Raw genomic sequence first — 21,781 nt, 5'->3', positions numbered from 1 at the left:
CGGAGCAGGGTTAAAAAAGAGCCGGCTTCAAAAATTCCGCAATTTTCCTTCGGAACAACGATCTATTTAGTTACTGGCCCAAAACTTGCAAAATCTATATTTTTTGGGCCGGTTTCTACTCTAATAGGTAGCAACTTAACCACAAAACTGAAACATGAACTGGCTTTAAGTAGCTGGAAACAGGTGGCTTGTTTTACCTTACCGGGAAGGAAGCCCAATCGCCGTAGTGTTGATATGGCTGTGTAATTGTTGAGATGGCGTTGAGTAACTAATTCACTGGTTTGGAGACAAGGGTACCATGGATGACAATCAAAAGTGGTTGGAAGCTGCAGCAGCAATAGAGAAGGACATCACTTATTTAAAAGCTGCAATGGCCGATGCCGAAAGAAACGGGATCCCTCTGGGCCTGGATCAGGAAATCCTTCAACTTAACGTCGTACTGGGGATTTACCGCACAAACTCTGCGAACGGCGTTGCCTTCCCTCACCCGGACAATCTATTCTGCATCAGCGATCTTCCCTATGACGCAGCAGAAACAACAGAAACGCCTCGGGGCCTCAAGGCAAGTGCGTTCTAACAGTACCTTCTGTGCTGCGTCCGATGACTGGCCCTCATTGCGGCAGCTAACTGAGCGTTGCCGCGAGAGCTAAGTCCGCCTTGAATCTCCAGGCATTTGATCTAAAAGAATGAAACGCGCAACAGCCTCAAAGGCTGTTGCGCATTCCGTTCACTGCACTATCCGTTAAAACCGTACTCTACCAGCGCCTTGCGCAGTTTCTCCAGGCAACGCCCGCGGATAAACCCGATGGATCCCGTAGCAAGGCCCATGCGCCGCGCCACTTCGGCATACGGCAGCGGCGGCTGTTCAAAGAAAAGCAGCCGCACCAGCTCCCGGTGCCGTGGTTCCAGTTTGGCCACCACGTCCCGTACGATCTGTTCTTCTTCCAACTGAAAAAGCGTCTCTGCCGGAGGCGTAGAAGCCAGCCCTTCGGCGACGTCTGGCTCCATGGCGTCCAACTCAACGTGGCTGGATTGCTTTTTCTTCCAACGGTACGATTGCCGGATCGTGACCGTGATCAGCCATGAGCGCAACGATTGCACGTTTTTCAATTGCGGCAGGCAATTCATTACTTCAATGCATACCGACTGAAAAACGTCGGCCGCATCACTTGAGGAAGCGCCGTATTTGATCGGGATCGAATAGATCAGGCGCTTGTATTTATCAATAAGGTCTTCCCACGCTTTAGCGTCGCCCTGAATGCAGCCCTGCACAAGCCATTCGTCTTCGCCTATTTCTGCGCCATCGTTGCAAAAACACTGCTCAATGTCATTTTCATTAAGGATCGCCGGCTGGCCTGCAATAACCGCGGCAGCAGCCGTCGCGGATGTATACACTTCTGAGGATTTCATTTCCATTTCCTGTCTTTGATTTTCAATGTTCCATTTCAGGCAGGAGCAAGTGACGCGCTCCGGCTACATCTGCGCCCGCGGGGAAACAGGTTCCAAGTTCACTGGTAAAGGAAGCTCCTGATCTACGGACACACTTCGGGTATGGGTGACAATCAAATACGGAGAGGAACGGCTAAACAGGAAAAGGCTGACTGCAGCGGAGCCACATCACGGGTGAAGCCAGAAGAAATCATCCTGGGTGGCTGGACGTTCGTACAAAGAAGTTTGGGGAAGAGCTTAAGGATCCCGGCAAACACAAAAAACATTCCCGTTTCAAACAGCACGGAAATCAAATGGGATTCCATGTCGCCAGTGGCCACGGGAAAATTGTCCAGACTGTCGAGCTGCATAAATGGCGAGAACACGGCCATCAGCACGATCAGGATGAGCACGATTTTTGGCAGCTTGCGGGGCATAATCTTTAGCTGGCAGCATTTATTGGCAAAGAATCCCGGTCGCGCAGCTTCTGCGACTGAAGCGACTATAGCACTGTGGTAATCAACCCCGATAATCTAAGCGCCCTAAGAATTAAATGCGGCCTGTTGAGGACCGCCGGATGGCAGGCAAATGTATGAATGCAAGGAGTTTAGTCAATGCGGGATAATAACACCAGTGGTTCCTGCAAGGCCGTTCAGTTTTAGATTTTCTAACAAAATATTGCCTAACTTGAGACGGATTCGCCTTTGCGGCTATATTTTTGTTGGTTCGTGAAGTCACTATATCTGTAGCGGCCACGCTTTTTGAATTTCGCAAGAGCACGCGTTCCGAGCCTGGAGACACGTCCACTTACGAAGTTCATCCGGCATCTGTTAGACCCAGCTACGGAGTTGGTTCAGCAGGGAAGGAGAGCGGGGGAGCGAGTGGGGATATAGCACGTTCTCCCGCTACTTCAATGCATTGGGAAGGGCGAACTGTCCAGGTCAAGGCCCAACTGCAACTTTGCCGCTTCGCTCATTTTGCCCGGATGCCACGGCGGCTCAAACACCACCTCAACATTCAGTTCCTTCACTGTAGGCAAGTCTGAAATCTTCCGCTGAATATCGGACTTGAGAACATCCGCCATTCCGCAGCCCGGAGCGGTCATTGTCATCTTAATGTCAATCTTGTTGCCTTCTGACACGGGGGCGATGTGGCAATCGTAAATAAGCCCAAGATCAACCACATTGACTGGGATTTCCGGATCATAGACAGTCCGCAGCTGGTCCCATACCAGCTTTTCACTGAACTCTTGCAGGGCATCCGTTGCTGCGGACGTTGGCGTCAATCCAAGCGCGTCCACGTCTTTGGCATCCACTCGGACCATGTACCCGATGTCGGTCATTACCGTGTAGCTGCCGCCAAGGGCCTGCATCAAGCGCACCTTGGTCCCGGCAGAAAGACGATGGGGTATGCCGCTGGGAATTTGCGTTGCGTCAACTTCACGCGACAGCTCGATTTGTTCGTTGGATGCCATGACCTTATTCGGTTGATACGGCTTCCTGATCGCCGTTGAGCGCCGCCCGCATCGCATGCCATGCGAGCGTGGCGCACTTTACCCGCAGAGGAAATTCTGAAACTCCGGCAAAAACCGCCAGCTTTCCCAAATCCTGTCCATCGCCAGTATGACCTGTTACAAGGTCGTGGAACTTGGTAAAAATGCCTTCGGCCTCGGTCTCAGTCTTGCCTTTGAGCATCTGCGTCATCATGGAAGCTGAGGCTTTCGAAATGGCGCAGCCGCTGCCCTGAAATCCAATGTCGTTGATCGCGCCGTCCTTCACGTCAACATAGATCGTGAAATGGTCGCCACACAGCGGATTGAATCCTTCAGCCTTGTGGTTGGCGGTCTCAATCGCGCGGAAGTTCTTTGGCTTCTTGCTGTGCTCAAGAATTACTTCCTGATAAAGATCGCGCAATTCGCGAACGTCAGACATTATCCGAGCACCTCTTGTACCTTGCGGATTCCCTTCACCAGCGCATCAACTTCTTCGCGCGTGTTGTAAAGTCCAAAGGACGCGCGGGCCGTAGCGGGAATGCCAAAGCGCTGCATTACAGGCTGGGCGCAATGATGTCCGGTGCGCACCGCGATTCCTTCGGTATCCAGGATGGTGCCGATGTCATGAGGATGAATATCTTCCATCACAAATGAGAGCACGCCCGCTTTTTCTTTCGCGGTGCCTACCAGTTTCACGCCATCGATTGCTTCGACAGATTTCGTTGCATAGGCAAGCAGGTCAGCCTCATGCTGTTCGATCTGGTCCAGCCCCAGCTTGTTCAGGTATTCAAGGGCCGCACCCAGACCGATAGTGTCAGCAATGTTCGGTGTGCCGGCTTCAAATTTGTACGGCAGCCGGTTGTAAACCGTCTTTTCAAACGTGACGGAGGCAATCATGTCTCCGCCGCCCTGGTACGGTGGCATGGCTTCCAGCAGTTTTGTTTTGCCGTAAAGGATGCCAATGCCCGTAGGGCCGTAAATTTTGTGGCCGGAAATAGCATAGAAATCGCAATCCAGGGCCTGGACGTCCACCTGCATGCGCGGCGCGGCCTGCGCTCCATCCACTAAAACAGGGATGTTCCGAGCATGCGCCATGCGGACAATCTCGCGCACCGGATTGATCGTGCCCAACGCATTCGATAGGTGGCCCACAGCCACAATCTTTGTCTTCAGGCTAAGCAGCTTTTCGAATTCGTCCAGAAGCAGTTCGCCTTGCTCATTAATCGGCGCTACCCGTAGTTTCGCGCCCTTCTCTTCACAAAGCAGCTGCCACGGCACAATGTTGGAGTGGTGCTCCATGGCCGTGATCAGTACTTCATCGCCACTGCCGACGTTTTTACGGCCGTAAGTCTGGGCCACCAGGTTGATGGCCTCAGTTGTGCCGCGTACGAAGATGATTTCTTTGTGGTCGGCGGCATTTATGAACTTCTGCGCGGCCACGCGAACTTTTTCGTATGCTTCCGTTGCCCGCTCTGAAAGCGTGTGGACGCCCCGATGGATGTTGGAATTGTCGCGCCGGTAGTAGTTCTCAATCGCCTCAATCACCGCCAGAGGTTTCTGCGTAGTGGCGGCATTGTCCAGATAAACCAGCGGTTTGCCGTGCACTTTCTGATGCAGGATGGGAAAGTCCTTGCGGATCTTCTGCACGTCGTAGGTTGAAGCGGCGTGAATTTTTTCCGGAAATTTGGCGACTGTGCTCATCCGACTTCCTCCCAACGCCGCTCCGCGCCTTCGCCCGAGCGAGGACCGGCGAATGTTGCGGCTTCCGGCATTCCTGCCACAACCAGCTTTTCCAGGTGTTCACGAATCTGTGGAGAATTCATGCGGTCCAGACACTCATTGGCAAATGCCAGTAAAAGAACATGGCGCGCCGCCGCTTCGGCCAGACCACGAGAACGCAGGTAGAACAATGCATTGTCATCAAACTGGCCGATCGTCGCGCCGTGCGTGCACTTCACATCGTCGGCATAAATCTCCAACTGCGGCTTGGTATCGATCTGCGCGTCGTCAGAAAGCAGCAAATTGCGGTTGGTCTGCTTCGCATCAGTCTTCTGCGCGTCTTTGTGCACGATGATGCGCCCGTGAAATACGCCGTGCGATTGGCCGTTCAAAATGCCGTTATAAAACTGCCGGCTATCGCAATGAGGACTGGCATGCTCCACCAGCATGTAGTTATCCATGTGCTGGCGACCATTGGCCATGAACAAGCCGTTGATCAGGCATTCGCTTCCTTCACCTGCCAGTACCGGATGCACATTGTTGCGCACGAGAGCGCCGCTCAGCAGGAGTGAATGCGTAGCCACATTCGCATGGCGTCCTTGCTGGATGCGCAAAGTGGAGAAGTTGTAAGCCTGTTCGCCTTCACGGACGATCATGTAATGCGAAACGTGAGCATTGTCGCCGGCGACGAGTTCGGTAGCGGCGTTGGAAAACGTAATGCCCTCACCCAACGAAACGTAGTCTTCGACCACCGTGACCTGGCTGCTCTCTTCGGCGACGATCAGATTGCGCGGATGGTTCATCGCGGGCGCGGCGCCAGGAACAGTCACATAGAGCACATAGATCGGAGTTTCAACTACGACTCCCCGCGGAACGTGTACGTAAAAGCCGTCTTCAATGAATGCTGTGTTGAGCGCGGCAAAGGCATCGCGCTGTGTGTTGAGATAGCGTCCCAGGTGAGGCTCAAGACCAGCCGGATTGTTTTTGAGCTGCTCGGCTAGGCTGCCGACCGTCACGCCTTTGGGCAGCGCCGGGAGGGTTGAAAGCTCTCCCGAAAAGAGGCCATTCACAAAAACCAGACAGCAATCAAATTGCGCTGCACCAAACGGCTCCAACTGTTCTTTGTTGACCATGTCGGGCCCAGCCAGTTCAAAAGGCGTGCCGGCCACAGCCGCGACGTTCGTGAAGCGCCAATCTTCATCGTGCGTAGTGGGAAAGCCGGTCTCAGAAAAACGGGCGAAAGCATCCTGCCGCAGCGATTGCAGCCAGCGCGGATGAACAGCCGCGGCGCGGTTGTTGATCTGATCAAAAACCTCCAGATACTTTTCCGGAGCTTGGGTTGCTGTAATCACTATTTGTCTTCCTTCACTTGTGGCCTTTTTCGAAACTCCCGAACTCGCGTTCTTTGCGAGCGGGGGAACTCTATGCTTTCTCGATTGACCTTTCTGTTCCCTGAAATCCTGTTGCGATAGGGTTCCCTCGCTACGCTTCGGGAAAAAATTACCGCTTCCCCGCCAGTTCCGGCTCAGTCCAGCTATAGCCTTTCTCTTCCAGTTCCAGCGCAAGTTCCGGCCCGCCGGATTTCACAATGCGTCCGTTCACCAGAACGTGGACAAAGTCAGGCACAATGTAGTCAAGCAGCCGCTGGTAATGCGTTACCAGGATCATGCCGCGGTTTTTATTGCGCATGGCATTTACGCCCTTGGCCACAATCTTGAGCGCGTCGATGTCGAGACCGGAATCGGTTTCATCCAACACGGCAAGCTTGGGCTCCAGCACGGCCATCTGCACAATCTCATTGCGCTTCTTTTCACCGCCGGAGAAACCTTCATTCACCGGACGGTTGAGGAAGCGCTCGTCCATCTCCAGCAGCCGCATCTTTTCTTTGAGCAGAGGCAGGAAATCAATGGCATCCATTTCATCCTGGCCGCGATATTTCAGCACCGCGTTCAAAGCCGCCCGCAAAAAATACGCGTTGCTGATGCCGGGAATTTCCACCGGATACTGAAATGCCATGAACAGCCCTTCGCAAGCCGCATCTTCGGGCTTCATTTCCAGCAGATCTTTGCCGTCGAAGGTAATGGAACCGGCGGTGACAACGTAGCTCTCGCGGCGCGCCAGCACCTGCGCGAGCGTGCTCTTGCCGGAGCCGTTCGGTCCCATGATGGAATGCACCTCGCCCGGATTCACCGTCAGGTCAATTCCCTTCAGAATCTCATTGCCATTCACGCTGGCATGCAAATTTTTTATTTCAAGCAGACTCATCGTTTATCCAACACTCCCCTCAAGACTGATGCTGAGCAGTTTCTGCGCTTCCACGGCAAACTCCATCGGCAGCTCTTTAAACACCGCCTTGCAGAATCCGTTGATGATCATGCTGACGGCCTCTTCCTTGGAGATTCCACGCTGCTGCAGATAGAAAATCTGGTCTTCGCCGATTTTCGACGTCGACGCTTCATGCTCCATGCGCGCGCTGGCATTCTTGACCTCGATATACGGGAAGGTATGAGCGCCGCACTTATCGCCAATCAAAAGCGAATCGCACTGCGTGTAATTGCGCGCGCCGGTTGCCCCTTTCAGTATCTTCACCATGCCGCGATAAGTATTCTGTCCGTGTCCGGCGGAGATGCCCTTTGACACTACCGTGCTCTTGGTGTTCTTGCCGATATGGATCATCTTTGTGCCGGTATCGGCCTGCTGATAATTGTTGGTCAGCGCCACCGAATAAAATTCGCCCACGGAATTGTCGCCCTGCAGGATGCAGCTGGGATATTTCCATGTTATGGCGGAGCCGGTTTCAACCTGGGTCCATGAAATCTTGGAATTCTTGCCCAGCGCCTTGCCGCGCTTGGTGACGAAGTTGTAGATTCCGCCTTTGCCTTCCTTGTCACCCGGATACCAGTTCTGGACGGTCGAGTACTTGATCGTGGCATTGTCATGCGCGATCAGTTCAACCACGGCGGCGTGCAGTTGGTTCTCATCGCGAATCGGCGCGGTGCAGCCCTCAAGGTAGCTAACGGAAGCGCCTTCATCGGCGATGATCAACGTGCGCTCAAACTGTCCGGTGTTCTGCGCGTTGATGCGGAAGTATGTCGATAGTTCCATGGGGCAGCGAACGCCCTTGGGCACATAGACGAATGATCCGTCGCTGAAGACCGCGGAATTCAGAGCGGCAAAAAAGTTGTCGGTTACAGGAACCACGGAGCCAAGATACTTTTTCACCAGCTCAGGATGGTTCTTCACCGCTTCAGAGAATGAACAAAAGATCACTCCCGCTTCGGCCAACTTGGCCTTGAACGTGGTAGCCACTGAGACGCTGTCAAACACAGCGTCAACGGCCACTCCGGCCAACAGCTTCTGCTCGTGCAATGGAATACCCAGCTTGGCGTAGGTGTCCAGAATTTCCGGGTCCACTTCCTCCAGGCTCTTGAGTTCTTTCTTCTGCTTGGGCGCGGAATAATAAGACAGCGCCTGATAGTCGATGGGCGGATACTTTACGTTGGCCCACTTTGGCTCTGCCTGCTTCTGCTCCAGTTGCGCCCAGTAGCGATACGCCTTGAGCCGCCACTCCATCATGAATTCCGGCTCACCCTTCTTCAGGGAGATGGCGCGGACGATTTCTTCATTCAACCCCGGAGGCAAACGGTCTTCATCAATGGAGGTGATAAACCCCCACTTATATTCCTGCTGTGTGAGGTCATTAATCTGGTTGACTGTGCTACTCATCTCACTCCTTCCGCAACGCTGGTCGCGGGCTTAATGGATGCAACTAATTCATGTTCGTGCTTGCGCTCATGGTGCGCCATCTCATGGTTCAGGTCAGACAAAGTCACGTGCTCCAGCGCGTCGCGCAGGGCGTCGCCAATAATCTGCGAGTTGCTCATAATGGCGCATGAGCGCTCCATGTTGCATAGACCCTTGACCACGCTGCATTCGGTAAAACCAATGGGCCCTTCCAGGGCCAGAATGATCTCGGCGACGTTAATGGAACGGGCTTCACGGGCCAGGTTGTATCCGCCGTTTACCCCGCGATGCGAGCTCAAAAGCCCGTGCTCAGAAAGCTGCCGCAACAGCTTGCCGACCGTCGGCAGCGGCAACCGGGTCTCTTTGGCCAGGCTGCGGGCAGTATGCGGCGTCTCTTCTGGGCTGCGCGCTACGTGCGCCATCAGCACAATGCCGTAATCCGTCAACTTGTTAAGTCTGAACATCGGGTTCTTCTGCGCACCCACATGAACCAGCAGCTGAATACAATACCAATCCAGTATTATTTTATCGCTTGGGCTGGAGGAATACAAGACCGAACAGGTCTGGATTCAGGGGAGATCTAATTTGTCCGGCCGTTGGGGTGCAATTTAAGTGGCAATACCCGCGAATAATGCTTAAAGTCGGGATCTGTAGTAAAGATCAACAAGTCTTTGTGCAGAGCTACGGCACACAGCAACGCGTCCACAGCCGACATAGCAATTCCTTTTGCGCGACAGCGATTACTGGCATCTGCGGCACGCTCATAATCTTCTATGTCCAAAGGTTCGTCCGGGAACGGACGTAGAACCTGCCGTAACTTTTCGAACTGATGGTGATTCTTAATGCCGGAAAGCACTTCCTGGCGCACTACTCCAAGCAGTTGGGCACGATCTTCTTGAACCAAGTGACGCAACTCTTGGACAAGAGTTTGTTCGGCCGCATTTAGATCTTCAGGCTTGCGGCGAAAAGCCAATGACCATACGGAGGTATCGACCAAGACGTTCATCGCCGTTTGGGTTTCCGATCACGCTCAAGCTTATAGTCATAGTCTTCGTCGTAATCGATTTTTCCAAACATCTCAAGGACATCTAACTTTTTCCTTTTTCTGATGTATTCGTCGAGCGCTGCAGTTACTGCTTCCTTTTTTGTCCGATGATGTCCGACCTTCTGGGCTTCCGCGATCAGACTGTCGTCAATGGCAAGATTTGTTGGCATAAAATTCCTTTTAACCAAGAGTCATTCTACACTTTTAGATGTGTGGATAAAAGTGTAAAATCTAGAGAATGGAGGCATTCATGACCAGTAAATTCAGCGGCAAAGTAGCTCTCGTCACCGGCGGTACCGGAGGACTGGGGCGCGCGGTGACGCTCGCGCTGCTTCATGAAGGCGCATCCGTGATTGCCACCTATATTGTGAAGGACGAGGCGGACGCGCTCCGCGACGCCGTGGGCCCGCATGCTCACCTGGAACTTCTGCCGCTGGATGCAACCGACGAATCCGCCTGTCGCGGGCTGGTGGATGGCATCACAGCGAGGCATGGCCATCTCGATATTTTGGTCAACGCCATTGGAGGCTATGCCGGCGGAAAAACGGTTTGGGAGACCGACCCCAGGACTTATCAGCTCATGCTGACTTTGAACCTTCATGCCGGCTTTAACCTGGCCCGCACTGTAGTCCCGGCAATGCTGAAGCAGAAGAGCGGTTCAATCGTAAACATCGCCTCAAAAGCCGCGCTGGACCATGCCGCCAGCGCCGGAGCCTATGCGGCATCCAAGGCCGCTGCTCTCGCGCTATTCGATTGCCTGGCCCAGGACGTGAAAGGCACGGGCGTTCGCGTGAATTCCGTTCTGCCCAGCATCATTGACACCGAACCGAATCGCAAAGCGATGCCAACGACTGATTTTTCCAAGTGGCCCAAGCCGGAAGAGATCGCTCAAGTCGTCCTGTTCCTGTGCAGTCCGGAAGCAAAGTTAATACACGGCGCGGCGATTCCTGTATACGGCGAGAGCTGAAAACGCGCGAACGGGGCGATGTATATGCAGGTGGGTAAAGAACTGTTAACGCAAACTTCGCGAAACTTCAGCAAAGCGATTTTCGCATTGATAATATAATCAATGTTTGAATCTCCCCTATCATTTTTAACGTCAACATAGATATGTTTTGGCTGCGGTTTGGTGACTCAACTTAAACGTTGAGCGCCGCCCTTCCCAAAGGACTAGCCAGATGTGGATTGTTCGCCTCGCGTTACAGAGGCCTTATACATTCGTTGTGATGGCGCTTTTGATTTTGATCTTAAGCCCCATCGTCATCATCCGCACGCCGGTCGATATCTTTCCTGACATCAATATTCCCGTTATCAGCGTCATCTGGCAATTCCAGGGCTTGTCAGCACAGGAAATGGCGGACCGCATTGTGAGCAATACGGAGCGCGGACTGACGACGATCGTAAATGACATTGAACATACTGAAACGCAGGCCATGGACGGCCGTGCCATCACCAAGATTTTCTTTCATCCCACGGCCAATTTACAGACTGCGCTCTCACAAGTTACCGCCATTTCGCAAACAGCGGTGCGGAACCTGCCGCAGGGAACCAATCCCCCACTGATCATTGTTTATTCTGCGTCAAGCGTTCCCATTGTGCAGGTCGGCATCAGCAGCAAGAACCTTCCGGAGCAGGCGCTGAATGACCTCTCCCTGAACTTCATCCGCCCGCAAATGACCACGATTCCCGGCGCCGCCATTCCCTTTCCATATGGCGGCAAGCAGCGCGTGGTGGCCGTGGATATCGATACCGCCGCCATGCAGGCCAAAAGGCTGACGCCGGTCGACGTGGTGAATGCCATTAGCGCGCAGAACCTGATTCTGCCTTCGGGCACGGCGAAAATCGGCCCGTTGCAATACCAGGTCTCTATGAATGGCAGTCCGGACACGATTGCCGAAATCAACGCTCTTCCTATCAAAACGCAGAACGGAACCACCACGTATCTTCGCGATGTGGCCCACGTCCGCGACGGATTTTCCCCTCAGACCAACATTGTCCGCCAGGACGGCATTCGCGGCACGCTGCTGACCATCATGAAAAATGGCGGCGCATCTACCCTGGATATCGTCAAAAACATCAAGGAAACGTTGAAGCGCGAAGCCTCCACACTGCCGGACGGCGTGGATATGAAAGCGCTTTTTGATCAGTCTCTCTTCGTGCGCGCCTCAATTGACGGCGTGTTGCGCGAAGCTTTGATCGCTGCGTGCCTTACTGCGGCCATGATCCTGCTGTTCCTGGGAAACTGGCGCAGCACCTTGATTATCGCCATCTCAATTCCTCTTTCGATTCTCTGCTCGATCATTGTCCTCAGCGCCCTGGGGCAGAGCTTGAATATCATGACCTTGGGAGGGCTGGCGCTTGCCGTCGGTATCCTGGTGGATGACGCCACGGTCACGATTGAGAATATTGACCGTCATCTGGCCATGGGTAAGCCGCTCACGGCGGCCATTCTGGATGGCGCTTCGCAGATCGCCGTCCCGGCGTTCGTTTCCACGCTCTGCATCTGCATTGTGTTTGTGCCCATGTTCTTCCTCACCGGCGTGGCCAAGTTCCTGTTCGTGCCGCTGGCGGAAGCCGTAGTCTTCGCCATGCTGGCCTCTTACCTGCTTTCGCGAACGCTGGTCCCCACAATGGTGATGTATCTTTTGCGCGGCCATGAGCATGAAGACAGGTTCAAGCCGGGGCGCGGCATCATGGCGCCATTCAAGAATTTCCAGATCGGCTTTGAACGCCGTTTTGATCGCCTGCGCGAGGCTTATCACGGCACCCTGCTCTCGGCCATGCAACACCGCACAATTTTTGTGAGCTGCTTCCTGGCCTTCTGCATCTTGTCCACCGGGCTGGTCTTTTTCCTGGGGCAGGATTTTTTTCCTGACGTCGATGCCGGCATCTTTCGCATGCACGTGCGCGGACGCGCCGGCCTCAGAATTGAAGAAACCGCCCGCCTGTGCGACGAAGTGGAGAACTATGTCCGCAGCCGCATTCCCCGGCAAGAACTGGTCACGGTGCTCGATAATATCGGCCTGCCCTACAGTTCTATCAACAACACATACTCCACCGCCGGGAGCATTGGCACGTCGGACGCGGAGATCCTGTTTTCGCTGAACCAGGAGCACCACCATCCCACTGCAGGCTATGTTAAGCAGCTGCGCGAAGAGCTGCCAAAGCAGTTCCCCGGCGTGGAATTTTTTTTCCAGCCCGCTGATATCGTCAGCCAGATCCTGAATTTCGGACTGCCGTCACCTATTGATATTCAGATTGTCGGTAAGAACCAGGCGCAGAATTACCAACTAGCGCAGGAACTGGCCAACCAGCTTCGCCATGTTCCCGGCGCGGCAGACGTGCATGTGCAGCAGCTTATGAACTCGCCTGCATTGCGCCTGAATGTGGACCGCACGCGTGCCCAGCAGGTTGGCCTGCAGCAGCGGGACGTGGCGCAGAACCTGCTGGTCTCATTGAGCGGCAGCTTTCAAACAGCGCCTACCTTCTGGCTCAACCGGGAAAACGGCGTAACTTACAACGTGGCGGTACAAACGCCGGAGTACCGCATTGACTCGCTTCAGGCGCTGATGGATACGCCTATTGCGGCACCCGGAGCGCCTTCGCCCCAGGTGCTGGCAAACCTGGCCACCGTCTCTCCCGCTGTGACCCCGGCTGTGATCTCTCATTACAATATCCAACCAGTAATCGATGTGTATACCAGCGTGCAGGGACGCGATCTGGGCGGCGTGGCGCGCGACACACGCAAGATCGTCGCCAGTTTTGAAAAAAAGTTGCCGCGTGGCTCGCGAATTGAAATGCGCGGACAGGTGGAGACCATGAGCAGCTCATTCGCCGGCTTGGCCCTGGGCCTGGTCATGTCGATCATGCTGGTTTACCTGCTGATCGTGGTCAACTTCCAGTCATGGCTTGATCCGTTCATTATTATCACGGCTCTGCCGGGCGCGCTGGCGGGAATTGTCTGGATGCTATTGTTGACTCATACCACGCTTAACGTGCCGTCGCTTACCGGCTCGGTTATGTGCATGGGCGTGGCCACGGCAAACAGTATCCTGGTCATCTCCTTCGCGCGCGAACGAATGCAGGAAGGCCTGAGCGCCTGGGACGCCGCGCTGGAAGCAGGTTATACACGCATGCGCCCAGTGATCATGACAGCCCTGGCGATGATTATCGGCATGGTGCCGATGGCATTGGGAATGGGCGAAGGCGGCGAGCAGAATGCCCCACTGGGCCGGGCAGTGATCGGCGGGTTAATTTTTGCGACCGTAGCGACCCTGCTGTTTGTGCCGGTAATTTTCAGCATGATGCACGGACGCAGAGAAGCCAAAGCAGCGAAGAAAGCTGAGTCCCAGCAGGAAGTTTATTCCAGGACATAAAACTGACTTATGACACAGCTCACGGAACAGAGAAATTCGGGACCGGCAAGTAACAGCGCTTCACCGGCGAAAGATCAGGCTCGCCAAGCCAAAAAGAGCGGCCTGTTTGCCATAATTGTGCTGGGGATTCTGATTGTGGCCGGAGCCCTTGCACTGGCGCGCCGGGTCACGGAGCGTGGAGCGCTGGCCAAGGAGACGGAGCGGCTGGCCATACCAACTGTCGGCGTGATCAAACCAAGTGCTGAGCCTGCTGCTGACCAACTGGTTTTGCCCGCGCAACTCCAGGCCTATGTTGAATCAGCAATCTATGCCCGTACCAATGGCTATCTGCTGCGCTGGAACAAGGACATTGGCAGCCACGTAAAGAAAGGCGAGCTGCTGGCGGAAATCGATACCCCGGAAATTGACCAGGAGCTTTCTCAGGCCAAGGCCGCGCAGCAACAAACCGTGGCGCAGTTGCAGTTGGCCAAATCCACAGCCGAACGCTGGATCAACCTGCGCAAGACTGATTCTGTCTCACAACAGGAATCAGACCAGCAGTCCAGCGCTTATACGCAAGCCATAGCCAATAATGCCGCGGCAGAGGCCAATGTCCGGCGCTTGCAGCAGCTTGAATCTTTCAAGCATGTTTACTCGCCGATTTCCGGCGTGATCACCCGCCGCAATACTGATGTTGGCGCACTGATCACCGCGGGGAGTTCCGGCACCGGCAAGGAATTGTTCGACGTCGCGCAGTTTGATCCTTTGCGCGTCTTTGTCAGTGTGCCGCAAAACAATGCGCCATCCATCCACGCGGGGCTTCCGGCTTATATTGAGCTGCACGAATATCCGGGCCAGAAGTTTACCGGTAAAGTGGTACGCACTGCGGATGCCATTGACCCGGCGACGCGCACCCTGCTTACCGAAATTGATGTGCCTAATCCCGATGGACACCTCCTGCCCGGCTCATATGCGGAAGTCCATTTCGCCGTCCCTGTGCAGATCACCCGCTTGTCGATTCCCGTGAATGCGTTGCTTTTTCGGTCGGAAGGTCCCCGCGTGGCCGTTGTGGGCTCCGATCATAAAGTCCATCTTAAGGCCATCAACATTGGCCGCGACTACGGTATAAAGGTCGAAATTCTTGACGGGCTCGATCCTAACGACCAGATTGTGGTGAATCCGGCGGACTCCCTGGAGGAAGGGCAGGAAGTCAACATCAAAGCCGGTGCTGGAGGCGGAGCGAAATCGTGAGGCTTGGTTTGGTTCGCTTCGCTGTAAAGATGGATGGAAACCCCAATGGTCACGCGACAAGTGTCAGGGCACGACTTCAGTCGTGCCGTAAAAACTTTAAATTGACTTGGGCTTTAGCCCCTGTAAAAAGACGTGTTCTCTTTTTAAGCAGCGCAGCCTTCTTATTTTTCCTGGTTGGCTGTGCTGTCGGTCCCAACTATCACCGGCCTGACGTGGCAACCGCTCCTGCCTGGAAGGAACAGCCGCCATGGCGCGCCGCCGATCCCAAAGACTCCATCCCCAAGGGCAACTGGTGGACCACGTTCGCTGACAGCGAACTCGATCAGTATGAAGCGCAGGCGCTCAAGTCGAACCAGACTATAGAAGTAGCTCACTACCAGTTGGAACAGGCGCGAGCTTCGGCCCGAATCACTCAGTCAGGATTGTTCCCTCATCTGAATACGGGTGTTGCTGTCCAACGCGCTCGGAATTCCGCCGGCAGGCCGACCACGACTGGTATTCCTTTGACGGCTCCAACGACATCGAACGATTTCCTGATTCCTTTCAACCTTACGTGGGAAGCTGATCTTTTTGGCGGTGTAAGGCGAAGCGTAGAGTCCGCGAATGCCACATATCAGGCGTCCGCTGCCGCTCTGGAAAATGTGCGTCTGGTGATTACCTCAGAGTTGGCAGTTGACTACTTCTCACTGCGTGAACTCGATGCTGAAATAGCGGTCGTGAATTCGTCCGTGGAATATCAGAACAAATCGTTAACGCTGGTGCAAAACCGCCATACAGGCGGCATCGCTTCCGGGCTGGACGTCGCTCAGCAGGAAACGCTGCTGAATTCCACCCGCACGCAGGCTACGCTCTTGCGACGGCAGCGGGCACAATTTGAGCACGCTATTGCTGCTTTGGTCGGAGTTCCTGCCTCGGCTTTCAGTGTGCCGGTTAAGCCTCTGGCTTTGGCTCCGCCAGTAGTGCCAATCGGCGTGCCATCAGATGTTCTGGAGCGCCGTCCGGACATCGCTCAGTCTGAACGGCAGATGGCCGCCGAAAACGCGCAGATTGGCGTCGCCAAGAGCGCTTACTATCCCGGCATCAATCTCTCTGCGGCAGGCGGGTTCGAGAATACCGCGCTCGGCAGCATCGTTGGCGCTTCCACGGGCTTCTGGGCGCTTGGCGCCAACGTGGCGGAAACGGTCCTGAGCGGCGGACGCCGGCGCGCTGAAGTGGATTTTGCCAAATCAGGATATGGCGCATCTGTGGCAAATTACCGGCAGACCGTGCTAACGGCTTTCTCGGAAGTGGAAGACTCGCTTTCCGGGCTGAGCGTGCTGGCTGAAGCTGCGGAAACCCAGCAGCAGGCCGTAAACGCGTCACAACGGGCGCTGCAGATCGCTAATGATCGATATACCGGCGGCCTGGTTACCTACCTTGACGTGATAAATGCTCAAGAGACTTATCTGGAAGCCCAACGCCTGGCCACCCAGATCCTCGGCCAGCGTCTGGTCACTTCTGTGAGTCTGGTGAAAGCCCTTGGTGGCGGCTGGGACTCTTCCAGCCTTCAGGCCATTCGCGTAAAAGCCACTCTAAAACAAGCGATTGAGCCGTAATGTCGCGACCCGCTGAAAGCGCGATCAGCAATTATCCGCAAAGCTTCAAGATCGCCAGGATAAAGTCTGCCCTGTACCTACTGCTGTGCTTCGGGCTTTTGCCGGGTACAGCTCTGGCGCAAAAATCACCCCATCCCGCATCTGAGGAGCAACTTGCGCTCATCGCACGCGCCTCAGAACACGAGCGAGCTGAGCTTGAAAATCCCAAACCGTATCGCTACCAGGAGCGGCTGGACTGGAATTGGGGCTCCGAAACACGCTCAGTCATTGAAACCGCCGAAGGTCGCGCAGACCGAATCGTGCTGTTCAACGGCGAGCCGCTCTCGCCAGAGCAGCAGGCCAGGCAGCAGCACCGGCTGGAAAAACTTTTGTCCGACCGGGACGCGATTAAGAATGAGTTGAAAGACCAGAAAAGCGAAACGCAGCGCCGCATCAGGATCGTACGGGCCTTTCCGAAAGCGTTCTTCTTTGACTATGCAGGCGTGGAGAAGGGCCTGCTCCGCTTCAATTTCCGTCCCGATCCGGATTTTTCCCCAAAAGATCGCGAAACGCAAATGTACCGCGGCATGGAAGGCTCGGTCTGGATTGAACCCGCGCAGGAGCGAATCGTCCGAATCGAGGGCATTCTGGTTAAGGACGTTAGCTTTGGCTGGGGCATCGTCGGACACCTCAACAAGGGCGGGATCTATGAGATCGCCCAAACCCAACTGGCTCCGGGGAAGTGGCGCATTACCAAGCTGGATGTCAACCTGAAGGGGAAAATGTTTCTGTTCAATTCATTCAAGTTTCAGCGGAAGGAGACCAATTCGCGATTTCAGCCGGTCTCTGCCGACCTGACGCTCCAGGAAGCCATGAAAGAACTGCTGACCGCTCCGGCTGAGGAACGTCTGGACAAGCACCCGCCGCGGCACAAGCAAAATTCCCACAAGTAGCGCGATTCAACACGCATCAAAGCCCACCAGAACTTCTCAAGAAAAGCAGATCGAATAAAGCAGGCAGGAATGAGTTACCAAGATCTTATGCGGATATATTTGCGGAGACAGCCTTCTGATGGCGGGCAAGAAACACCTGGAGTCTCTTTTCAGCGGCGGGAAAGCGGCGGAGCAACGGGCCCATCCAGCGACGTGCCCACTTATATTCCAATGAAAGAAATGACAATCCAACTATCAGGAGCACCACGCCCGGAAGCACCGGCAGGACCAGGCCTGCGCCCCCCAGCATCAGCAGGGCCCAACCAGCCGCGTTAAATGCTACACGCTTCACCATGTCCTATTGGATGCCTTCACAGAGAGATTTGATCTCGCTGCATTTTGAAATAATTTACGAACAGCCGGCCTGATCCATTATTTGCGCTGGTCTGAACCATAACTGAGCTGCCGGATTATCTATTTCAAAGCTCATACTCAAGCTGCAACATTTTTCCAGATGGCTGGCGCAAAACTAACGCCGGATTGCCGCCGTGACGGACTTCAATAGCCATGCTCTCCGCACAGCTCTGGCACAGCCAAAAATGCTCTATTGTGGCTCGCGTCGCGGAGGCAATTGCGCGCGGGACAGAAAAGAGTTTGCCGTGCCGGTAATAAATGAACGGCTTTCGGCAGCTCGGGTTAGCGCACTCTGAAACCATGTTCCTTCACTCCTTAAGCTTTTTTCAATCATCTACCCGTCCCTTAACCCCAGGCTGTGATGCCCGTCACGCTTTCCATGCCCGCGGACAGCCTGCAAACTCACGCGTGATGTGTGATATCCATCACGTTTCCCCGGATACTTTGGGCGGTACGATTGCTTTGCCGTCGATGTTGTCTGCGACCAGCCCGAGAACTCAAGAGAACCAGGAGCCGAAGTCAAAATGAAACGATCAAAAGCTGGTGTTTACGTTATGGTTTTGCAGGGAGCAGTTCTGCTGGCAGGGCTATTTGCCGCGGCCAGTACAGCTCCGGACGAGAAGGCAAAGACGCAACAGCACAATCCCGGGCACCTCATCCAGTCACTGAATGGGGTCGACATCTATCGTGCTCATTGCGCGACGTGCCACGGAGTGGAAGGCAAAGGTGACGGCCCGGTGGCGCCGGCGCTCAACTCCAAAATGCCCGATCTCTCCACGATCTCCCAGCGAAGCGGCGGCGTCTTTCCGGTTGTCCGCGTACGCAAGATAATTACCGGCGATGAACTGATTCTGGGCCATGGCTCCCGGGAAATGCCTATTTGGGGACCGATCTTCCATCAGATACAGGAAGACCGCGATTACGGCGAGGTTCGCCTGCAAAACATCACTGATTATTTAAAGTCGATCCAGAAGTAGCTCCCAGGCTCTTGTATCTGGCTCGTGGCACAATAAGGCCATGAGTTATAGTGCCCGGCCAAGAGTGCCCGATGCCGTCGCCAAACTGGCAGCCCAGGTCATAGATGCGGCTGAAAGAATTCGACCGGTCGTGGTCGAAACTCCAGTCGAGAAAATTGAGGGCTTATCTCCCGACGAGGGCGCTGATCTCTTTTTCAAGTTGGAGAACCTGCAGAAGACCGGCTCATTTAAGCTTCGCGGCGCCAGCAACAAGATCCTTTCTCTCTCGCCCGCAGAAGCTGTACGGGGAGTGATCGCCGCTTCTAATGGCAATCATGGATTGGGAGTCGCCGCCGCTGCAAAAGCAGCCGGCATCACCGCTGAGGTCTATGTCTCCAACCATGTTTCTCCTTCCAAAGCCCGGCGCATTGAGGAATATGGAGCCCGGATCAAGCGTAGCGGAGACGATCCGCTTGAAGCCGAGTTGGCGGCGCGGGCCGCCGCGTCCGAGCAAGGCAAGGTATTCATTTCACCTTATAACGATATTCACGTAATGGCCGGCCAGGGAACCATTGCCGTTGATTTGCTGCGCCAACTGCCGCTGCTGGACGCAATATTTGTCGCCGTGGGTGGCGGCGGACTCATTGGCGGAATCGGCGCTCACATTAAACGCGCTTCTCCCCAGACAGAACTTGTCGGCTGTTGGCCGGAAAACTCTCCCGTCCTTTATGAGTCGATCAAGGCTGGGCGTATCCTGGACGTTGCTGAACGGCCTACCCTTTCTGAAAGCACGGCCGGCGGTCTTGAGCCTGTCTCCGTGACCCTGGAAATCTGCTCCCACGTGATTGACGCCTCTGTCCTCGTATCAGAAACAGAGATTCTAGATGCCATGCGTAAGGTTCGCGCTTTGAAAGGATGGATCATTGAAGGCGCGGCCGCCGTTGCAGTCGCAGCCTTCCTGAAGAACGCTGACCACTATAAGAGAAAGAAAGTGGCTGTCGTCATCTGCGGAGCCAACGTTTCGGAGAAAGTGCTGTCGGCTCTGGGATGAAAATTGTGCCGCCCGGCTGCTATTTTAGTTCGTGACAGTAAAAGATTTTGGCATCAGCAGAAACCGCTCGGTTGTGATTTTGCACCTGGGAAACATCTTTTGCAGCTTCTTTTTGGAAATCCACGTCACGTCATATTGATACGGCTTTCTCCATAACCAGCCGTTCAATGTAAAGTAACGCAGGAATTTCGGCGTCAACCAGGAACTTGGCAGCCAATGAAGAAAAGGCGCGCTGAGATGTGGATCAATGGGAAAGACACGCGAGGGTGTTTGGCAGTAGATCCGCTTGCCTACGCGCATCATCTCGCTGGCAAATTTAAACTGGTTCCCTTCACTCCCCACATGCTCGATGGCCGAATTTGAAAAAGCCAGATCAAAAGACTTGTCGGGAAAAGGTATGTCACAGGCAGATGCCTGGACGTAGTTGAAGCCGCCTGTATCTGCCGGAGGAAGAATATTCAGAATCGTGACGCCTGCCGACCGCCCAAGGACCTCCCACGTATTACGTCCTCCGCCAACATCCAGAATTGTTTTGCACAATGCATAATCGGCGATGAAATTCTTGAACCGTTTCTTTTGGAAATATCTGCGGATAGGTTTCTGAAATTCAATAGGGTCTATGAGGGCATAGGTATTGTAAAAGAATTTCAGCCTTTCACGTTACGCCAGAACGCTTTAGGATGGAGCAGCAGCACACCAGCATTCTCTGCCTGATGAAAATTGCCATTGACGTACACAGCTTAGGCACTCAATCCGGAGGCAATGAAACATATTGCCGCCAGCTTCTCCGCGGGCTTGCGCAGTCCCCCGAAGAGAATCAGTATGAACTTTTTTATACCAATCCGTCCGCGTTAAGCGCCGTAGATTCTGCGGGCGGAGCGTTTCACTTTACTCCCATTTCTAAAAACCCAATCGTAAGGATTTGTGCCGTTCTCCCGCGCCTGCTTGCTCAAACAAAGCCGGATGTTTTCCACGCCCAGTATGTGCTGCCCCCATTCATTAAAATGAAGACTGTTCTGGCGATCCACGATCTGGCGCACGAGCATTTTCCAGAGTTCTTTCATCCAGTGGAAGCGTTTCGGATGAAGACGCTGGTGCGATGGTCGGCAAAACGCGCCAGCCATATCATGACAATCTCGGAGTTTTCGGGAGCTGATATTGCCCGGCGCTTTGATATTCCGCGCGAAAAGATCACCGTGGCGCACCTGGCCGCATCACCAGACTTCCATCCCAGAGATAAAGCGCAAAGCCAGGAGCATTTGGCCCGGAGATATGGCCTTACTTTTCCTTTTATCTTGTACGTGGGGAGGATTCAGGCGCGAAAAAATCTACCGCGTCTGGTGGAAGCCTACGCGCGCTTGCGCAAGCAGGGTTTGGACGCAAGACTGGTGATGGTCGGAAAAAGGGACTGGCAATCCGGACAACTCTTGGACAAGATCAAGGAGCTTGGGCTCGAGGATTGCGTTATCTTTCCCGGATTTGTCCCATTTGAGGACCTGCCACTCTTTTATAACGGCGCTGAAGTTTTTGTTTTCCCCTCATTCTTTGAGGGCTTTGGATTGCCTGTGGTGGAAAGCATGGCCAGTGGCGTTCCCACAATCACTTCCTTCGGGTCTTCCTTGGAGGAGGTCGCTGGCGATGGCGCGCTCCTCATCGATCCGAGCGACACGGATTCAATAACGGCTGCGCTCGGCAAAGTCCTTGGCGATCCTGCCCTGCAGAAAGATTTAGCCGCGCGCGGTTTGGAAAGAAGTAAGCAGTTCACTGCTGGTAATCTGGCCGAAAAAGCACTGGGTGTGTACCGCTCGCTGGCTTAACAC

The 21,781-nt window shown here is 54.4% G+C and carries 22 protein-coding genes; 9 read left to right on the top strand and 13 right to left on the bottom strand.

What is annotated here, in order from left to right; translation table 11 throughout:
- The first annotated feature begins 298 nt into the window (after window positions 1-298).
- Window positions 299-577: a hypothetical protein gene (locus LAO76_03915; GenBank protein ID MBZ5490063.1), complete on the top strand. Its 279-nt coding sequence runs from the start codon at window positions 299-301 to the stop codon at window positions 575-577.
- Between the two features lie 158 nt (window positions 578-735).
- On the opposite strand, the gene LAO76_03910 is transcribed toward LAO76_03915, so the two are convergent.
- From LAO76_03910 to LAO76_03860, 11 genes are all read right to left on the bottom strand, one after another.
- Complete coding sequence (locus LAO76_03910; GenBank protein ID MBZ5490062.1) at window positions 736-1,410, bottom strand: sigma-70 family RNA polymerase sigma factor; 675 nt, start codon at window positions 1,408-1,410, stop codon at window positions 736-738.
- A 152-nt stretch (window positions 1,411-1,562) separates the two neighbouring features.
- The gene (locus LAO76_03905; GenBank protein ID MBZ5490061.1) at window positions 1,563-1,865 is read right to left on the bottom strand and encodes a hypothetical protein; all 303 of its coding nucleotides are present in this window, start codon (window positions 1,863-1,865) and stop codon (window positions 1,563-1,565) included.
- Window positions 1,866-2,338: 473 nt separating this feature from the next.
- Window positions 2,339-2,902, bottom strand: coding sequence for a putative Fe-S cluster assembly protein SufT (gene sufT / locus LAO76_03900; protein MBZ5490060.1), 564 nt, complete (start codon window positions 2,900-2,902; stop codon window positions 2,339-2,341).
- 4 nt (window positions 2,903-2,906) lie between these two features.
- Window positions 2,907-3,359 (bottom strand): SUF system NifU family Fe-S cluster assembly protein, encoded by a 453-nt coding sequence (locus tag LAO76_03895; GenBank protein MBZ5490059.1) that lies wholly within the window; start codon window positions 3,357-3,359, stop codon window positions 2,907-2,909.
- A complete protein-coding gene (locus tag LAO76_03890) occupies window positions 3,359-4,621 on the bottom strand; it encodes a cysteine desulfurase (GenBank protein ID MBZ5490058.1) in 1,263 nt (420 codons plus the stop codon). The genes LAO76_03895 and LAO76_03890 overlap by 1 nt, the downstream gene beginning before the upstream one ends.
- Window positions 4,618-5,991 (bottom strand): Fe-S cluster assembly protein SufD, encoded by a 1,374-nt coding sequence (sufD, locus tag LAO76_03885; protein ID MBZ5490057.1) that lies wholly within the window; start codon window positions 5,989-5,991, stop codon window positions 4,618-4,620. Before sufD ends, LAO76_03890 begins: the two co-directional genes overlap by 4 nt.
- A 148-nt stretch (window positions 5,992-6,139) precedes the next feature.
- A complete protein-coding gene (gene sufC / locus LAO76_03880; protein ID MBZ5490056.1) occupies window positions 6,140-6,898 on the bottom strand; it encodes a Fe-S cluster assembly ATPase SufC in 759 nt (252 codons plus the stop codon).
- A gap of 9 nt (window positions 6,899-6,907) precedes the next feature.
- Window positions 6,908-8,365 (bottom strand): Fe-S cluster assembly protein SufB, encoded by a 1,458-nt coding sequence (sufB, locus tag LAO76_03875; GenBank protein MBZ5490055.1) that lies wholly within the window; start codon window positions 8,363-8,365, stop codon window positions 6,908-6,910.
- Window positions 8,362-8,847 (bottom strand): SUF system Fe-S cluster assembly regulator, encoded by a 486-nt coding sequence (locus LAO76_03870; GenBank protein MBZ5490054.1) that lies wholly within the window; start codon window positions 8,845-8,847, stop codon window positions 8,362-8,364. Before LAO76_03870 ends, sufB begins: the two co-directional genes overlap by 4 nt.
- A 116-nt stretch (window positions 8,848-8,963) precedes the next feature.
- Window positions 8,964-9,389: a PIN domain-containing protein gene (locus tag LAO76_03865; protein MBZ5490053.1), complete on the bottom strand. Its 426-nt coding sequence runs from the start codon at window positions 9,387-9,389 to the stop codon at window positions 8,964-8,966.
- Window positions 9,386-9,598, bottom strand: coding sequence for a type II toxin-antitoxin system VapB family antitoxin (locus tag LAO76_03860; GenBank protein MBZ5490052.1), 213 nt, complete (start codon window positions 9,596-9,598; stop codon window positions 9,386-9,388). Before LAO76_03860 ends, LAO76_03865 begins: the two co-directional genes overlap by 4 nt.
- A gap of 80 nt (window positions 9,599-9,678) precedes the next feature.
- On the opposite strand from LAO76_03860, the gene LAO76_03855 reads away from it, so the two are divergent.
- The 5 genes from LAO76_03855 (at window position 9,679) to LAO76_03835 (ending at window position 17,561) form a co-directional block, all read left to right on the top strand.
- Window positions 9,679-10,395 carry an SDR family oxidoreductase gene (locus tag LAO76_03855; protein MBZ5490051.1) on the top strand — a complete coding sequence of 239 codons (717 nt, stop codon included), beginning with the start codon at window positions 9,679-9,681 and terminating at the stop codon, window positions 10,393-10,395.
- 211 nt (window positions 10,396-10,606) lie between these two features.
- Window positions 10,607-13,804 (top strand): efflux RND transporter permease subunit, encoded by a 3,198-nt coding sequence (locus LAO76_03850; GenBank protein MBZ5490050.1) that lies wholly within the window; start codon window positions 10,607-10,609, stop codon window positions 13,802-13,804.
- A gap of 9 nt (window positions 13,805-13,813) precedes the next feature.
- A complete protein-coding gene (locus LAO76_03845) occupies window positions 13,814-15,034 on the top strand; it encodes an efflux RND transporter periplasmic adaptor subunit (protein ID MBZ5490049.1) in 1,221 nt (406 codons plus the stop codon).
- Window positions 15,035-15,135: 101 nt separating this feature from the next.
- A complete protein-coding gene (locus tag LAO76_03840; protein ID MBZ5490048.1) occupies window positions 15,136-16,629 on the top strand; it encodes an efflux transporter outer membrane subunit in 1,494 nt (497 codons plus the stop codon).
- Window positions 16,629-17,561 carry a hypothetical protein gene (locus tag LAO76_03835; GenBank protein ID MBZ5490047.1) on the top strand — a complete coding sequence of 311 codons (933 nt, stop codon included), beginning with the start codon at window positions 16,629-16,631 and terminating at the stop codon, window positions 17,559-17,561. The genes LAO76_03840 and LAO76_03835 overlap by 1 nt, the downstream gene beginning before the upstream one ends.
- A gap of 85 nt (window positions 17,562-17,646) precedes the next feature.
- On the opposite strand, the gene LAO76_03830 is transcribed toward LAO76_03835, so the two are convergent.
- Entirely contained in the window at window positions 17,647-17,895 is a 249-nt protein-coding gene (locus tag LAO76_03830) for a PGPGW domain-containing protein (GenBank protein MBZ5490046.1), read from the bottom strand.
- 583 nt (window positions 17,896-18,478) lie between these two features.
- Between LAO76_03830 and LAO76_03825 the strand changes: the two genes are divergently transcribed.
- Window positions 18,479-18,931 carry a cytochrome c gene (locus tag LAO76_03825; GenBank protein MBZ5490045.1) on the top strand — a complete coding sequence of 151 codons (453 nt, stop codon included), beginning with the start codon at window positions 18,479-18,481 and terminating at the stop codon, window positions 18,929-18,931.
- A 40-nt stretch (window positions 18,932-18,971) separates the two neighbouring features.
- Window positions 18,972-19,961 (top strand): threonine/serine dehydratase, encoded by a 990-nt coding sequence (locus LAO76_03820; GenBank protein ID MBZ5490044.1) that lies wholly within the window; start codon window positions 18,972-18,974, stop codon window positions 19,959-19,961.
- Window positions 19,962-19,985: 24 nt separating this feature from the next.
- Here the strand turns inward: LAO76_03820 and LAO76_03815 are convergent, their stop codons facing one another.
- Complete coding sequence (locus tag LAO76_03815; protein ID MBZ5490043.1) at window positions 19,986-20,501, bottom strand: class I SAM-dependent methyltransferase; 516 nt, start codon at window positions 20,499-20,501, stop codon at window positions 19,986-19,988.
- A 140-nt stretch (window positions 20,502-20,641) separates the two neighbouring features.
- Between LAO76_03815 and LAO76_03810 the strand changes: the two genes are divergently transcribed.
- Window positions 20,642-21,778 carry a glycosyltransferase family 4 protein gene (locus LAO76_03810; protein MBZ5490042.1) on the top strand — a complete coding sequence of 379 codons (1,137 nt, stop codon included), beginning with the start codon at window positions 20,642-20,644 and terminating at the stop codon, window positions 21,776-21,778.
- The last annotated feature ends 3 nt before the right edge of the window (window positions 21,779-21,781 follow it).

The organism is Terriglobia bacterium (assembly GCA_020072645.1).
Lineage (GTDB): Bacteria > Acidobacteriota > Terriglobia > Terriglobales > Acidobacteriaceae > Angelobacter.
This window is presented reverse-complemented; position numbering and strand designations above follow the sequence as displayed.